A 15,298-nucleotide genomic window follows, 5' to 3' on the forward strand; every position below is an offset into this window, starting at 1 on the left:
GCGCACGCGTGCCGTCTGAGGCGCGTTGTGTCGCGAGGTTGCAGCCGGAGGGCTGTCACGCACCGCAACACAGTCGGGACGCCGCGCCCGGTTCGACGCTCCCGATGCGGAAGAGCGGGGAGCGGAGGCATCGGCGTCCCAGCATGCCCGCGTGTGTCCCATTCTCGGTTCGCTGAGCTGGCCTGCTCGGCGCAGCGACCGCCGCGCTCGATGTCGAACATGAGCCTTGACAGATTCTTCCTCGGTCCAATAACATCCAGTCATACGATTAACCGGTCACGAGGAAGTGATGAGATGGCGGGCAGGAAGCGACAGACGGCCACGATGTGGCAGGTTGCTGAGCGTGCGGGCGTCTCGCAAGCCACGGTCTCTCTCGTGCTGAACAACGTCGGCGGAAGTCGCGTCAATGACGCCACTCGCGAGCGGGTGATGAACGCGGTCGTCGAACTCGGCTATCGCACCAACGCGTTCGCGAAGTCACTGCGAAGCGGCGAGTCGGGCATGATCGGTTTCATCTCCGACGAGGTGGCGAGCTCGCCGTTCGCCGGCCGCCTCTTGAAGGGCGCCCAGCTTCGAGCGTGGGAGTCGGGGAACGTCATCCTGAGCGTGGATACGTTCAACGACCCCAACCTGGAAGCGGCTGCGATCGACATGATGCTGTCGTATCGGGTCAAGGGAGTCGTCTACGCGTCGATGTACCACCGCGCCGTCGACGTCCCCGCCGAGCTGCAGGCGATCCCGACCGTGGTCGTCAACGCGCAGGATCGCGCCGGTGGCGTGCCGAGCGTCTTCCCCGACGAAGAGGGCGGTGGCTATGCGGCGACCCGCCACCTCATCGACGCGGGGCACACCCGCATCGCGATGATCAACATCCAACCCCCCGAGAGCGACCTTCCGGCCGGTATCGGTCGTCTCGCGGGCTACCGTCGCGCGCTCGCCGCGGCGGGTATCGCCGATGACCCCCGCCTGATCCGAAGCGGGACGGGCGTCGTCGAAGACGGGTTCTCCTTCACTCTCGATCTCCTCGCAGAGGCAGATCCCCCCACGGCGATCTTCTGCGGCAACGACCGCACCGCGTGGGGCGCGTATCGCGCGCTGGAATCTCGAGGTATGCGGGTCGGCGAGGACTGCTCGATCGTCGGGTTCGACAATCACGACATGCTGGCCCCGTTCCTCGACCCCGGATTGACCACCGTCGAGCTGCCCTACGAGCAGATGGCGCGGCAAGCCCTCGGCATCCTCCTCAGCGATGCCCCCGACAACCCCCCTCACACGTCCGTCGAATGCTCACTGATCCTGCGCGGGTCTGTGACGAGTGCAAAGGTGCGCGCATGACCATCGAATCCCCACCCCAGGCCGAGGCGGCGAAGATCACGCCACCGCAGAAGAAGGGCCGGCTCCGTCTCGCGGCTCGCCGCGCCCTCCACTCTTGGCAGTTATACGTACTACTTGCGCCGGCCGTGCTCTACATCGTGATCTTCAAGTACTGGCCGATGTACGGAGCACAGATCGCCTTCCGCGACTACAACCCCGCACTCGGCTTCGGCGGCAGCCCATGGGTCGGGCTCGAGCACTTCGTCCGCTTCATCGGCTCGTTCCAGTTCGAACGCCTGATCGTGAACACCCTGACGGTGAACTCGCTCGGACTGCTCATCGCGTTCCCCGTGCCGATCATCCTGGCTCTCGTGGTCAACCAACTGCAGAGCGCGCGATTCAAGAAGTTCACGCAGACGGTGCTGTATGCGCCCTCGTTCATCTCGGTCGTCGTCGTCGTCGGAATGATCTTCCTTCTCTTCTCGCCGCGGTCGGGCATCGTGAACAACGCCATCGTCGCCTTCGGCGGCGAACCGGTCTTCTTCATGGGCTCGCCCGATTGGTTCCGACCGCTGTACATCGGCTCGGACATCTGGCAGACGGCCGGGTTCTCGATGATCGTGTACCTCGCGGCGCTCACCGCGATCGATCCTTCGCTGCACGAGGCCGCACGCGTCGACGGGGCGAACAAGTGGCAGCGCATCCGTCACATCGACATCCCCGGCATCATGCCGGTGATCACGATCCTGTTCATCCTCGCCATCGGCAATCTCTTCAACCTCGGATTCGAGAAGGTGCTGCTCATGCAGACCGACCTGAACCTCCCGACCTCCGAAGTCATCCAGACCTACGTCTACAAGATCGGACTGCAGCAAGCGCAGTTCAGCTACTCCGCCGCAATCGGCCTGTTCAACTCCCTGATCAACCTCGTCCTGCTGCTGACCTTCAACTGGATCGCCAAGCGGGCCGGACAATCGACCCTTTGGTGATGACGCCATGACACACACGATTCCCGCCTCGAAGACCGCGGCATCCGTGCCTTCCTCCGACGGCTCGCCACGGCGCTCGCGTCGTCCATTGCCCCGCAGCGGCCGCTGGCGCGACCGCGCCGCCGACCCGATCTTCAACGTCGTGGCGATCGGGATGCTGCTCCTGGCCATCGTCGTCATCCTCTACCCGCTGTACTTCATCGTGATCGCGTCGGTCAGCGAGCCCTCCGAGATCCTCAACGGCAACGTCTGGCTGTGGCCGCAGGGATTCACGCTCGAGGGGTACGCGCGGATCTTCTCCGACTCGACGATCATCCGGGCCTTCGGCAACTCCGTGTTGTACACGGTTCTCGGCACGGGGATCAGCGTGGTCGCCATCCTCTGCGCCGCCTATGCGCTCTCACGCAAGGATCTCTACGGCCGAACGTTCTTCATGCTGCTGTTCATCATCACGATGTTCATCGACGGCGGCCTCATCGCCCGCTACCTGGTCGTTCGAGACCTGGGCATGCTCGACACCATCTGGGCGATCGTGCTGCCCGGGGCCATCGGCGTCTGGAACCTCATCATCGCCCGGGCGTTCTTCGAGAACAATGTGCCGGCCGAGCTGCGGGAGGCGGCGCAGCTCGACGGCGCCAACGACTTCCGGTTCTTCCTTCAGATCGTGCTTCCGCTCTCCAAGCCCCTGATCTTCCTGATGATCATGATCCACCTCGTCGCCAACTGGAACGCGTTCTTCGACGCGCTGATCTTCCTCAACGACGAGAGCAAGTACCCGCTCCAGCTGGTGCTGCGCAACGTACTGATCCAGTCGGAGGTGAACTCCGCCGGTGGCACAGGGGCTCTGGACTCGTATGCCGCAGCTCAGCGCCTGGGGGAGCTGATCAAGTACGGAATGATCGTCGTCTCCACGATCCCCCTCCTGATCGTCCTCCCCTTCATGCAGAAGCACTTCACCAAGGGCGCCCTCCTCGGCGCGGTGAAGAGCTGATCGTGTCCCGCTCGCTTACCGCTGCCCGCCGTCCCTTCACACCGTTCCCTCACCCGACAAGGAAGAACACCATGAGACACCGTCGTTTCCTCACCGCATCCGCCTTCGCCCTCACCGGCGCCGTTCTCCTCGCCGGCTGCTCCGCCGGGGGAGCCGACACCGAGATCGTCGACAAGTCCGCCGACTTCGGCTTCAACGAGGAGGGGCTCCCCATCGTCGACGACACCCTCTCGCTCACCTTCGGCGGCAGCAAGACGCCGCTGGCGCCCGACTACTCCGAGATGGAACTCGTGCAGCAGTGGGAGGCCGACACCAACATCGCGATCGAATGGGAGAACCTTCCCGATCAGGTGTACGCCGAGAAGAAGAACCTGATGCTGGCCAGCGGTGACCTTCCCGACGTCCTGTTCAACTCGGGACTCTCGGATGCCGAGATCGTGCAGAACGGCAGCAACGGCACGCTCCTTCCGTTGGAAGACCTCATCGCCGAGTACGCCCCGACCCTCACCGGCATCCTCGACGCGCGACCTGACATCCGCGCGGCGATCACCGCGTCAGACGGGCACATCTACACGCTCCCGTCCGTCGAAGAGCTCGGGCTCGTGCAGTACCCGAACTTCCTCTACATCAACACCGCGTGGCTGCGCGCGCTCGGATTGCCGATGCCGACCACGATCGAGGAGTACCACGCCGCGCTCGAGGCCTTCAAGACGCAGGATCCGAACGGCAACGGCGCCGCAGACGAGATTCCCCTCTCGTTTCGCACGGACTCGTTCTGCGCCAACCCCAACGACCTGATCGCCGCTCTCGGCGGGCAGCCGGAGAACAACGATCACCGCATCGTGCGTGATGACGAGGTGCAGTTCACGGCCAACACCGACGGCTACAAGGACGGCGTGAACGCGCTCGGCGACTGGTACGCCGACGGGCTCATCGATCCCGAGTCGTTCTCGCAGGACGACGTCGCGTACCTCTCCAAGGGGAAGTCGGGCACGCCGATCCTCGGGTCGTTCTTCTGGTGGGAGGCGAAGGAGATGGTCGGTGAAGACCGGGTCGGCGACTACGCTCTCCTCGGCATCCTCGAGGGCGTGGACGGGCAGAAGCTTGCGAGCGTCGCCAACAACCAGGAGATCGCCCGCGGGGCGATGGCCATCACCAGCGCCAACGAGTACCCGGCGGCGACCGTCCGCTGGGCGGATCGGCTCTTCGAGCCCGCGATGTCGGCCCAGTCGAACTGGGGTCCCATCGGCGTCACGCTCGAGGAGGACGCGAACGGCATCCTGGTGCAGATCCCGGCCGGAGCGGGCGAGTCCGAGGGAGAACGACGTCAGCGCGTCGCCCCCGGCGGACCCAAGATCACGACCGCGGAGGACTTCGTGAGCGTCGTCGCGCCGGAGCCGCGAGCGAAGGAACGTCAGGATCTCGTCGCCGAGTTCTACGCACCGTTCCAGGCGAACGAGGCCTACCCGCCCGTCATGCTCTCGAACGAGGAGCTCGACCAGGTCTCTCTCGCGAACACGGACATCAACACACTCGTCAAGGAGAAGTTCGCTTCATGGATCGTGAACGGCACGATCGACGGTGAGTGGGACGCATACGTCTCGCAGCTGCAGACACTCGGCGTCGACGATGTCGTCGCCACGTACCAGCAGGCCTACGACCGGTTCCAGCAGGGCGGCAAGTAACCGTCTCTCGCGCGGGCGGGCCCCGAAATCCGCCCGCCCGCGCGATTCATCCCGACCGGCCGCCGCATCGCCTCGACCACGCCAGGAGCACCCCCGTGACCACGTCCTCGACCACCACACCCGACAGCCTCTCCGTGCGGCCCACGGCGCACTTCACCGCGGAGAGCTCGTGGCTGAACGACCCGAACGGCCTTCTGTTCCACGAAGGGCAGTACCACCTGTTCTTCCAGAACAACCCGCACGGGAGCACCTGGGGGAACATCTCCTGGGGGCACGCGACCTCGCTCGACCTCGTGACCTGGGAAGAGCACGGTATCGCTATCCCGGCCACGGCCGATGAGATGGCGTTCTCCGGAAGTGCCGTGGTGGATGAGCGCAACACGGCGGGGTTCGCAGGACCGGGTCAGTGCGCCCTGGTGGCTGTCTACACGAGTGCCCGTCCGCCGCGGGGCGACGCACCGGCATCCCAAGCCCAGTCCCTCGCCTTCAGCCTCGATGACGGAGCGACCTGGACGCGGTACGCGGGCAATCCGGTACTCGACATCGGATCCGCCGAGTTCCGTGACCCGAAGGTGTTCTGGCACGGGGGCGACGACGGTCATTGGGTGATGGTCGCCGTCGAGGCTGTCGAGCGGCGCGTGGTGCTCTACACGTCTCCCGACCTCATCACGTGGACGTACGCATCGCACTTCGGGCCTGCGCACGCGGTCGGAGGCGTGTGGGAGTGCCCCGACCTCTTCCCGTTGAGGATCGGCGAGAGCGACGAGACACGGTGGGTGCTCGTGGTCAGCATGAACCCCGGCGGCATCGCGGGCGGTTCGGGAACCCAGTACTTCGTCGGGGACTTCGACGGGTTCACCTTCACGGCGGACGGAGTGACCGACTCGACCGACCCCAAGGACTACGACTGGCTCGACTACGGGCGCGACTACTACGCCGCCGTATCGTTCAACAACGTGCCAGACGGTCGACGGCTCATGATCGGCTGGGCGAGCAACTGGGACTACGCGAACGAGACTCCGACGCATCCGTGGCGCTCTGCGATGTCGCTCGTGCGAGAGGTGACGCTCGTCCGGACCGCTGAGGGCAGGCTCCGACTCGTCCAGCGGCCGGTGCTGCCACTCGATCAGGCGGGGCTCACGGACTTCGCGCTGAGCGTGCCGTGCGCACCGGGTGACCGAAACGCCGTCGTACTCTCCAGCGAGGCGGGCGATCGACTCGTGATCACCGTCGACGGCGAAGACCGCAGCATCACCTGCGACCGGACGCAGAGCGGCGCGACCGACTTCCACGCCGAGTACCCATCGGTCGACTGGGCTCCGATTCCCGCCGCATTCGACACTGTCCTGGATCTGAGGATCATCGTCGATGCGATGATCGTCGAGATCTATGCGGGGGATGGTCTGGTCACCTTCACTGAGCAGGTGTTTCCCGCCTCTCCGCTCGATTCCATCCGTGTCGAATCGCGCGACTCGGACGGCTGAGCGGATGGAACCCCCTTTCGACCTCGAGGTTCTCGTGATCGGTGAGGCTCTCATCGACATCGTCGACACGGGCACCGAGGTAACCGAGCACGTGGGCGGCAGCCCCGCTAACGTCGCGCTCGGGCTCGGCCGGCTGGGGGTGTCAGTGGGTCTGCTCACCCACCTCGCTGATGATGCGCGAGGACGAAAGATCGTCGGTCACCTGACCGCCTCCGGCGTGCACACGCTTCCCGAGTCCTACTCGGCGCGGGCGACGTCCACGGCGATTGCGAAGATCGCGTCGGACGGGCATGCGGACTACGAGTTCGACCTGGCCTGGGAGGCCGCCGCCGGTCCGCTCCTGGACTCGCCGCCGCGCATCGTGCACACCGGGTCTGTAGCCGCATTCATGGAGCCCGGCGCGACCGCCGTCCGAGAGTTTCTGCGACGCTCGTCGGCGCAGGAGATCACGTTCGACCCGAATATCCGGCCCGCCTTGGTCGGATCGCACGCGACCGCACTCGCGGTGTTTGAGGCTGTCGCACGGATTGCGACCGTCGTGAAGATGAGCGACGAAGACGCAGCGTGGCTCTACCCGGCGACCTCCGCCGACGAGGTGCTCCGTTCTGTTCTCCAGCTCGGCCCCCGTCTCGTGGCGATCACGCTCGGGGCGGAAGGCGCACTGGTCGCCAATGCCGACAACGTCGCGCACATACCCGCAGTGAAGGTCGACGCTGTCGACACCATCGGAGCCGGTGACACGTTCATGGCATCCCTCATCCTCGATGTCCTGACCTTCGGCAGTCAGGGGCTCGACGACGAATCTCTGGAGCGCTTCGGCCGCAATGCGGTGCAGTCAGCGGCGATGACCGTGTCGCGCAAAGGTGCCGACCTTCCTTGGCTCGACGACCTTCCTGGTCGCCGATGACGCTCGGTGAGGCGATGTTCTTGCGCTCCGAGCTTCACGAGCGCGGCTCGCTGCTGCGCGGGCAATCGGAGTCTCCATTCCGGTTATAGTGAGTAAGCGGAGTATCCACTCCTCTTGATCACGGGAGACCCATGTCGTCATCCACCAAGCGCACCCACCACCAGGTGACGTTCCTCGTTCTCGCACTGGGCGTCGCGGCGTTCGCACTGCTTCAGTCGCTCGTCATACCGGCGCTGCCGACGATGGGCGAGGCCTTGGGTGTCACGCAGAGTGATGTGACGTGGGTACTGACGGCGTATCTGCTGTCGGCGTCGATCTTCACGCCGATCATGGGTCGTCTGGGGGACATGTCGGGCAAGAAGCGGGTGTTCGTGATCGCGCTGATCGCCCTCGCCCTCGGCTCGCTGCTGGCCGCATTGGCGCCGTCTCTCTGGGTGATGATCGTGGGCCGGGTGATCCAGGGTGTGGGAGGCGGGGTGCTCCCGCTCGCGTTCGGGATCATTCGGGACGAGTTTCCCGGTGAGAAGGTCGGGGGAGCGGTCGGTCTGATCGCGGCGCTCTCGGCCATCGGCGCCGGGTTCGGCATCGTCCTCGCTGGCCCTATCGTGTCGGCCTTCAGCTACCACTGGCTGTTCTGGTTCCCGATGATGATGGTTGTCATCGCGGCCCTCGCGGCCGTGTTCTTCGTCCCCGAGAGTGCGGAGCGAAGCCCGGGCCGGATCAACTGGGGAGCCGCTGCATTGATGTCGGGCTGGCTGGTCGCACTCCTCGTCGCTGTCAGCCAGGTGCCCGTCCAGGGTTGGGTCTCAGTCCCGGTCCTCGGCCTTCTCGCCCTGGCCGTCGTTATCGGAGTCGTCTGGGTGATTGTCGAAAAGCGCAGCGCGAATCCCCTGATCGACATGAGGATGATGTCGATTCGCTCCGTGTGGACCACGAACCTCGTCGCCTTCCTGTTCGGCGTCGCGATGTATGCGATGCTCGGCTTCCTGCCCACTTTCCTGCAGACCCCGTCGAGCATCGGCTACGGATTCGGGGCGACTGTCACCCTCTCGGGCGTGATGCTGCTGCCCAACGCGCTGATGATGTTCCTGGTCGGCCTGGTCGCAGGGCGACTGGCCCAGCGGTTCGGCTCACGCTTCGTGCTCGTCTGCGGAACCGTCGTGTCCCTCGCAGGCCTGCTGATGCTGGCGCTCGCGCACACGGAGGTGTGGGAGATCATCGTCGCGACCACGATGACGGGGATCGGCTTCGGGCTGGCCTTCGCGTCGATGTCGAACATCATCGTCAACGCCGTCCCCCGCGAGCAGACCGGAGTCGCGAGCGGCATGAACGCCAACATCCGCACTATCGGCGGCTCCCTCGGTGCGGCGGTGATGGCGAGCATCGTCACCTCCGGTGGCGCGTCTCGGGGATTCCCCGAGGAATCCGGCTACACCGCCGGTTTCCTGGTTCTTGCCGGCGCGATGCTCCTCGCCGGAGTCGCCGGCATGTTCATCCCCCGAATCACGCGCCACGTCGTCGGCTCGCACCGGGAGGAACCCGCCGTGCCCCTGCGGCACGGCGAGATGGCGATGGTCGCGGGCGGTACCGTCGTCGGCGACAAGTCCGAGTAGCGACGCGGAGCGCGTCGCTCCACCCCCCACCGTGACGGAGACTGAAATGACCATTTCGACCGAATCCGGCGAGCCGCACGAGCAGAAGACACCCCGCGCGTTGCGGCGCGACGCGGCCGAGAACCGCCGACGCCTCCTCGATGCCGCCCGGGAGGTGTTCGCCGAACACGGGCTCGAGGCCGGAGTCGAGGAAGTCGCCCAGGTCGCGGGGGTGGGGGTGGGCACCCTGTACCGACGGTTCCTCACGAAGGACGCGTTGATCGCAGAACTCGTCCGCGAGTTCATGGAGCAGGTGCTCGCCCTGGTTCGTGAGGCGACGACGGTCTCCGACGGCCGAGGGCTCGAGCAGTTCGTCTTCGCGCTCGGAGACGTCCAGTCGGCCAACCGTGGGTGCCTCGCCCGGATCTGGACCGATGAGCACAGCACCGCGCTGCGGCAGCAGTATCGGATTCATCTCGCGGAAGTCCTCGAAGACGCCAAGGCTCACGGAGTCGTCCGAACGGATGCCGCCATGACGGATCTCGATCTGCTGTTCTGGGCGTTGCGCGGCATCATCGAAACGACGGGCGCGCTCGCTCCGGGGGCGTGGAGGCGGCACGCGGCGATCCACCTCGCAGGCCTCCGTCCCTCCGCCAGTGAACTCTCGCACCCGCCCGTCGGTGAGGACGTCGTCGCCCGGTCCCGCGATTCCCTGCTGCAGCAGAGCGGCGCCCCCGTCAACCGAACTGAAAGAGAACGATGACCACCCGCACGCAGATGATCCTCGGGATGCACCTCGGCAACGGATACGGGTCCCAGACATCCGCCTGGCGCGCCCCCGGCGTGGACCCGGCGAACTACACCAGCTTCGACGCCCAGGTGCGCTACGCCCGGGCCGCCGAGCGGGGCAAGTTCGCCTTCCTCTTCCTCCCCGATTTCCTCGGCGAGCACCGCGACCTCGACCGGGAGTCCCTCATGATCACTCTCGATCCGATGTTGACCCTGGCCGCCATCGCGCGCGAGACAACGCACATCGGGCTCGTCGCAACCGGGTCGACCACCTTCAACGAGCCCTTCAACCTCGCCCGCCAGTTCAAAGCCCTCGACATCATGAGCCACGGCCGCGTCGGGTGGAACGCCGTCACCACGAGTGATCCCGCCGCCGCCGCGAACTACGGTCGGACGATCGCCCCGCGGCCCGAGCGGTACCAGCGCGCGCACGAGACGATCCAGATCGTCCAGGCCCTCTGGGGCAGCTGGGAACAGGACGCGTGGGTGAAGGACACCGCCTCGGGTCGTTGGGCGGACTCCACGAAGATCCGGCCGATCAATCTGCGGGGTGAGTACGTCGCCTCGCGCGGACCCCTGCCCCTTCCCCCGTCTGAGCAGGGGCAGCCCGTGATCTTCTCAGCCGGCGGCGGCGCGAACGGCGCCGAGATCGCTGGACGCTACGCGAGCGGCGTCATCGGAGCCGTCTTCACCATCGACGACGCCCGAGAACAGCGCGAAGCCCTGCGCGACGCCGCGCGGCGGGCCGGCCGCAACCCCGACGAGGTGAAGTTCTTCGCGGGAGTAATGCCCGCGATCGGCTCCACGAAGCGCGAAGCGCTTGACCGTCGTGTCGCCCTGGGCGAACTGACCGCCGCCGACCGCGTCCCCTACCTCAGCGCCATGCTCAGCCTGCCCGCCGCCCTGACGGCAGAGCAGCTCGACCGCCCGCTCACCGCTGCCCAGCTCGCCTCCGCGAGCGCGAACCCCTTGGACCCGAGGTCAGCACGAGCCCTCGAGGTGGCCCGCGAAGGATGGAGCATCCGCGACATCCTCGCCCACGGCGTCATCGACTATCACCCGACCCCGGTCGGGCCCGCATCCGCCACCGCGGACCACATGCAGGAATGGTTCGAAGCCGGAGCCTGCGACGGTTTCTGGGTCTCGATCGACGTGAACGAGGACGGCATCGACACCTTCGTCGACGAGGTCATCCCGATCCTGCAAAGACGAGGGCTCTACCACGCCGATTACGAAGGCAGCACACTACGAGAGAACCTCGGAGTGCCGGCCCAGTACGGCCTCGACCCGCGCGTGACCGTCACCGGCGAATAGTGCGCCGCCGCGCTTCACGCCCAGCCGGCGGAGCGCCTGACGCCGGCACACCGCGCCCGTCCGCTGTGCTCTCCGGCGCCCCGACGGCGAGCCGTGAAGCGTACCCGCCGTCGCCCGCGATAGCGAGGGGGGAGCGTCGCTCCCCGATGCTGCGGACACTTCGAGGACCATTCCCCCTCGGAGGCGCCATGTATTTCCACCTGCAGGAATTCATCAACGAAATCGCCCAGGACGAGCCCGATCCGGCGGCGGCCAATGCCCTCCAAGAGGGCTTGGGCGGCCAGTTCGGCGAAATGCGCACGATGATGCAGTACCTCTTCCAGAGCATCAACTTCCGCGGCCCGTCCGGCAAGGCGTACAAGGATCTGATCCAGGGCATCGGAACCGAGGAGATCAGCCATGTCGAACTCATCGGCACGACGATCGCCCGCCTTCTGGACGGCTCTCCCGCTTATCAGGGCAAGCCGGGCGATCCGGTGGATCAGCCGGGAGCCGGCGGCGCGACTCCGCTGAGCATCGCGGTGGATCACAGCAACATCCACCACTACCTCGTGGGTGCTCAGGGTGCGCTGCCCGTGGATGCGGCGGGCAACCCGTGGTCGGGAAGCTACGTGTACAACTCGGGCAATCTCGTGCTGGATCTGCTGTACAACCTGATGCTCGAATCGACCGGGCGGCTGCAGAAGTGCCGTCTGTACGAGATGACCGACAACAAGATGGCGCGCAGCACCATCGCGTACCTGATCGTGCGCGACCAGGCCCATGAGAACGCGTACGCCAAAGCCCTCGAGACGCTCGGGGTGAACTGGCGGACCTCGCTGCCGATTCCGAAGACGAACGCCGAGCAGTTCCCCGAGGTGAAGCGACTGCTCGACCTCGGCCTGCAGAGCAAGCAGTACTCCTTCGACCTCGGCAACCAGTCCGAGGCGGGCAAGATCTTCCAGGGCGCCTCGCCCTCTCACGACGGAACCCAACTCGACGCCAGCGAGCAGGCACCCGTCGGCACCCCGATGACCGTGGCGCCCGAACGTCTCGAGGAGTTCTCTCCCGGAGCGGATGCCGAACTGCGCGAGCTGATCGAGGCGACGGCCGCGATGGAGATGGCCGACATCGATGCGACCTTCGGACGTATGAAGTAAGGCGTCCCGCCGAAGCGCCGCATCCCGGATCGTGGGGGTGCGGCGCTTCGCGTCTGCACACGTCGATGGCATCGTCGACGAAGTGCGACGTGAAGGCACCCCCACCACAACGGTCGTGATGTCAAGTGCCCCGCGTCGCGGCGGGTGCCGACGCCCCGCCGGGTACCGTGAGGTGTACACGCGCAGAAGCGCCGCGAAACGAACTGAATCGATATGACGAACGAATCCTCCCCTGTCGTTGACGCGCTGAACCGGTATCTCGTGGAACGGGCGCGGTGTCTCGCTGAGGCCCGCCGCATTCTGGGCTTGAACGAGGTCGACGTCGTCGCCGTCCTGCACATCACCCGCAATCCCGGCATCCGCCCCTCGGAACTGCGGCAGCACCTCGGGGTGACGTCGGCGGGAGTGACCACGATCGTCGACCGCCTCGTGCGCCGAGACATCCTGCGCCGCGAGGTCGACCTCGACGACCGGCGCGCGAACCACATCTTCGCCCAGGTCGATCTGAGCGTCGAACCGTGGGACTGCCTCACCCGCTTCGATGACGCCTTCTCGGCCGCCCTCTCGGGGGTCGACGCGAAACAGCAAGAAGCGGTGGCATCGCTGCTGGATAGCGCGACGGCGGCTGCGGCGCTCGACTAGAACGGGTGCCGCGGCTCCTTCGGCCTGACCGAGGTGCCCGGCTGCACCGCATCGCCCCCGGTCCCGGGGTTCAGGCGTGGAAGACGGCGCCCTTGACGATGCGGTCCACGGCGTTGCGCGGACCGCGCACGGCGATGCCCACCAGATCGAGGTCGGCGGCGGCGACGCCGGCGACGGCGGCCCGATTGGCGGCGTCGTGCGAGGTCGTGAACAGTTCGCGCGTGTAGATCGCCAGGGCGATGTCGTCGCGCGCGGCCGCTTTGGCCCGCGCGCGGCCGAGGAGGCCCGCGTCGGCGGTGAGCACCATCACGGGCTGGCGGAGCATCGGCAGGTAGTCGGTGCCGTCGGCGTCGCGGTAGGGCTCGCCGACGAGGTCGGGCGCACTGGTGGCGATTCCGGAGGCGAGGAACGCGGTGACGTTGAGCTCCTGCCAGGCGGTGAGGTCGTCGGCGAGCACCACGACGACCTTCGTGTCGAACAGCGGGGCGGGGGAGGCGGTGTCGTCGGTCATCCCTCCAGCATCACGACCGGGCGCCGCGGCGTCTTGTACGTTTCTTGCATGGAGAACCGGGTGCGCGCGTGGCACCCGGACGTGCCGATGCTGCGCGAGGTCTACCACGCGAGCTTCGCGCACAGCTACCCGATGCACACGCACGAGGACTGGGCCGTCATGCTCGTCGACCGCGGCGCGGTGACGTACGCCCTCGACCGCGCGGAGCACCGGGCATCGCCCGCCGCGGTGACCCTGCTGCCCCCGGGCGTCGCCCACGACGGGCGCCCGGCCGTCACCGGGTCGGGGTACCGCAAGCAGGTGCTCTACCTTCGGCGCGACTGGCTCCCCGACGAGCTGACGGGCCGGATCGCGCACCGGCCCACCGTCACGGCGCCGCCCGCGCACGCGGCCGCGCGGAGGGTGCACGCGGCTCTGGCGCACCCGGGTGACGAGATGGCGGCCGAGCACTGGCTGCTGGCCGTGCGCGATTCCGTGTACCGCCACGCCGGAACGGCCCGCCCGGCGACGCGCGACGTGCCCCTCGCGCGCCGGCTTCGCGTGCTGCTCGACTCCCGCTACACCGAGTCGTTCACGATCGCGGCAGCCGCCGCCGAGCTCGGCGCCCACCCGAGCCACGCGGTGCGGGTGTTCTCCGAGACGTACGGGATCGCCCCGCACCGGTACCTCGTGGGGCGACGGGTCGACGCCGCGCGGCGGCTGCTGGGGAACGGATGCCGTCCGGCCGACGCCGCCGCGCAGACGGGCTTCCACGATCAGGCACACCTGACCCGGCACTTCCGCCGCGTCTGGGGTGTGACGCCCGGCGCGTTCGCGACGCGGTCGTGAGACCCGAGCCCGCTCAGCGCGTGGACAGCAGCGACGCGACGAAGTCGAGCTTGTCGAGCACGCGGTCGGGCAGGGCGAACGGGTAGAGGTCGTTCTTGCCCATGGAGCGGTTGACCATGTTGAGGGCCACGGACAGCGGCATCCACACCTCGGTGACGAACTCGCGGAAGCGCGGGACCTCCCCGGGGCCCGACACGTTCGTCAGCCCGAACGTGGAGGCCGTCTCGATCGTGTCGGTGATGTGCAGGACGTGCGCCCACGTCTCGGCGAAGTCCTCGTAGGGGTGCATGCTCGCGTAGGTCGAGATGTACCGCTCCGCCCAGTCGCTCGGCGGGCCCTCGGAGTAGTGGCGATCGATTTCGGCCTGGTAGTCGGCGGTCTCGTCGCCGAACAGCGCGCGCGCCTCGGTGATGCGGTCGGTGCCCTCGACGAAGACCCACTCGACGTAGTGCCCGACCTCGTGGCGGAAGTGGCCGAGCATCGTGCGATAGGGCTCACCGAGCTGCCTCTGCACGCGGACGCGGTGCGCGTCGTCGCTCTCGGCCAGATCGATCGTGATCACGCCGTCGGCGTGACCGATGGTGACGTTCTCGGCCACGCTCGACAGCAGGTCGAAACAGAGGCCGCGGTCGGGGTCTTCGGCCTTGCTCGCGATCGGGATGCCGAGGCGGTCGAGGTCGACGAGCAGCCACCGCTTCGCGCGTTCGGCGACCGGGTACTGCGACAGACCCCGGGCGTCGGCGTCGTTCGGCCGCACGCGGGTCAGCTCGCAGGCCGAGCACTGGCCACCCTCGAAGCGGGAGAGCCACGTGCAGCCCGACAGGTTGAGGTTGCGGCAGACGTGCCAGATGAGTCCGGCGGCGTCGACGTACCGGCCCCGGGCATCGACCGGCACGATCTCGGCCTCTTCGCGCGAGTAACCGAGGCCGGTGCCGCACGAGAGGCAGACCGAGTTCTCGAAGAACAGGTGATTTCCGCAGACGCGGCAACGGAACGACTTCACTGCCCGAGCATGACAGACGATCAGTCCACCGCCGTCGGGGTTGCGCGGGGCGGCGCGGTGGTCGTAGCGAGATCGCCGCGCGCGAGCGGCGGGCCGGGGCATCGGCATGA

General features: G+C 67.1%; 14 protein-coding genes. 12 read left to right on the forward strand and 2 right to left on the reverse strand.

What is annotated here, in order from left to right; translation table 11 throughout:
• Positions 1–294 precede the first annotated feature (294 nt).
• The 11 genes from ASG45_RS08130 to ASG45_RS08180 all read left to right on the forward strand — a co-directional run bounded on the left by ASG45_RS08130 (position 295) and on the right by ASG45_RS08180 (position 12,846).
• Positions 295–1,335 carry a LacI family DNA-binding transcriptional regulator gene (locus ASG45_RS08130; RefSeq protein ID WP_156459408.1) on the forward strand — a complete coding sequence of 347 codons (1,041 nt, stop codon included), beginning with the start codon at positions 295–297 and terminating at the stop codon, positions 1,333–1,335.
• Positions 1,332–2,303 carry an ABC transporter permease gene (locus ASG45_RS08135; RefSeq protein ID WP_055835316.1) on the forward strand — a complete coding sequence of 324 codons (972 nt, stop codon included), beginning with the start codon at positions 1,332–1,334 and terminating at the stop codon, positions 2,301–2,303. Before ASG45_RS08130 ends, ASG45_RS08135 begins: the two co-directional genes overlap by 4 nt.
• A gap of 7 nt (positions 2,304–2,310) precedes the next feature.
• Positions 2,311–3,294: a carbohydrate ABC transporter permease gene (locus tag ASG45_RS08140; protein WP_082516510.1), complete on the forward strand. Its 984-nt coding sequence runs from the start codon at positions 2,311–2,313 to the stop codon at positions 3,292–3,294.
• Positions 3,295–3,365: 71 nt separating this feature from the next.
• Positions 3,366–4,979 carry an ABC transporter substrate-binding protein gene (locus ASG45_RS08145; RefSeq protein WP_055835319.1) on the forward strand — a complete coding sequence of 538 codons (1,614 nt, stop codon included), beginning with the start codon at positions 3,366–3,368 and terminating at the stop codon, positions 4,977–4,979.
• 95 nt (positions 4,980–5,074) lie between these two features.
• Positions 5,075–6,463 carry a glycoside hydrolase family 32 protein gene (locus ASG45_RS08150; protein ID WP_055835323.1) on the forward strand — a complete coding sequence of 463 codons (1,389 nt, stop codon included), beginning with the start codon at positions 5,075–5,077 and terminating at the stop codon, positions 6,461–6,463.
• Positions 6,435–7,370 (forward strand): carbohydrate kinase family protein, encoded by a 936-nt coding sequence (locus ASG45_RS08155; protein ID WP_235561585.1) that lies wholly within the window; start codon positions 6,435–6,437, stop codon positions 7,368–7,370. Before ASG45_RS08150 ends, ASG45_RS08155 begins: the two co-directional genes overlap by 29 nt.
• Before the next feature lie 131 nt (positions 7,371–7,501).
• Positions 7,502–8,983, forward strand: a complete 1,482-nt coding sequence (locus tag ASG45_RS08160; protein ID WP_055835327.1) for an MFS transporter — start codon at positions 7,502–7,504, stop codon at positions 8,981–8,983.
• Positions 8,984–9,029: 46 nt separating this feature from the next.
• Positions 9,030–9,725: a TetR/AcrR family transcriptional regulator gene (locus tag ASG45_RS08165; protein ID WP_055835330.1), complete on the forward strand. Its 696-nt coding sequence runs from the start codon at positions 9,030–9,032 to the stop codon at positions 9,723–9,725.
• On the forward strand, positions 9,722–11,065 hold the full coding sequence (locus tag ASG45_RS08170; RefSeq protein ID WP_055835334.1) for an NtaA/DmoA family FMN-dependent monooxygenase: 1,344 nt from the start codon (positions 9,722–9,724) through the stop codon (positions 11,063–11,065). The genes ASG45_RS08165 and ASG45_RS08170 overlap by 4 nt, the downstream gene beginning before the upstream one ends.
• A 188-nt stretch (positions 11,066–11,253) precedes the next feature.
• Positions 11,254–12,204, forward strand: a complete 951-nt coding sequence (locus ASG45_RS08175; RefSeq protein WP_055835337.1) for a manganese catalase family protein — start codon at positions 11,254–11,256, stop codon at positions 12,202–12,204.
• A gap of 213 nt (positions 12,205–12,417) precedes the next feature.
• Positions 12,418–12,846, forward strand: a complete 429-nt coding sequence (locus ASG45_RS08180) for a MarR family winged helix-turn-helix transcriptional regulator (RefSeq protein ID WP_055835340.1) — start codon at positions 12,418–12,420, stop codon at positions 12,844–12,846.
• Between the two features lie 70 nt (positions 12,847–12,916).
• On the opposite strand, the gene ASG45_RS08185 is transcribed toward ASG45_RS08180, so the two are convergent.
• Positions 12,917–13,357: a DUF2000 domain-containing protein gene (locus ASG45_RS08185; protein ID WP_055835343.1), complete on the reverse strand. Its 441-nt coding sequence runs from the start codon at positions 13,355–13,357 to the stop codon at positions 12,917–12,919.
• Between the two features lie 48 nt (positions 13,358–13,405).
• Between ASG45_RS08185 and ASG45_RS08190 the strand changes: the two genes are divergently transcribed.
• Positions 13,406–14,185, forward strand: coding sequence for a helix-turn-helix transcriptional regulator (locus ASG45_RS08190; RefSeq protein ID WP_055835346.1), 780 nt, complete (start codon positions 13,406–13,408; stop codon positions 14,183–14,185).
• Positions 14,186–14,198: 13 nt separating this feature from the next.
• Here the strand turns inward: ASG45_RS08190 and ASG45_RS08195 are convergent, their stop codons facing one another.
• Positions 14,199–15,188, reverse strand: coding sequence for a zinc-binding metallopeptidase family protein (locus ASG45_RS08195; RefSeq protein ID WP_055835350.1), 990 nt, complete (start codon positions 15,186–15,188; stop codon positions 14,199–14,201).
• Between the last annotated feature and the right edge of the window lie 110 nt (positions 15,189–15,298).

Source organism: Microbacterium sp. Leaf436 (genome assembly GCF_001424715.1).
In the GTDB taxonomy this organism is placed as follows: domain Bacteria; phylum Actinomycetota; class Actinomycetes; order Actinomycetales; family Microbacteriaceae; genus Microbacterium.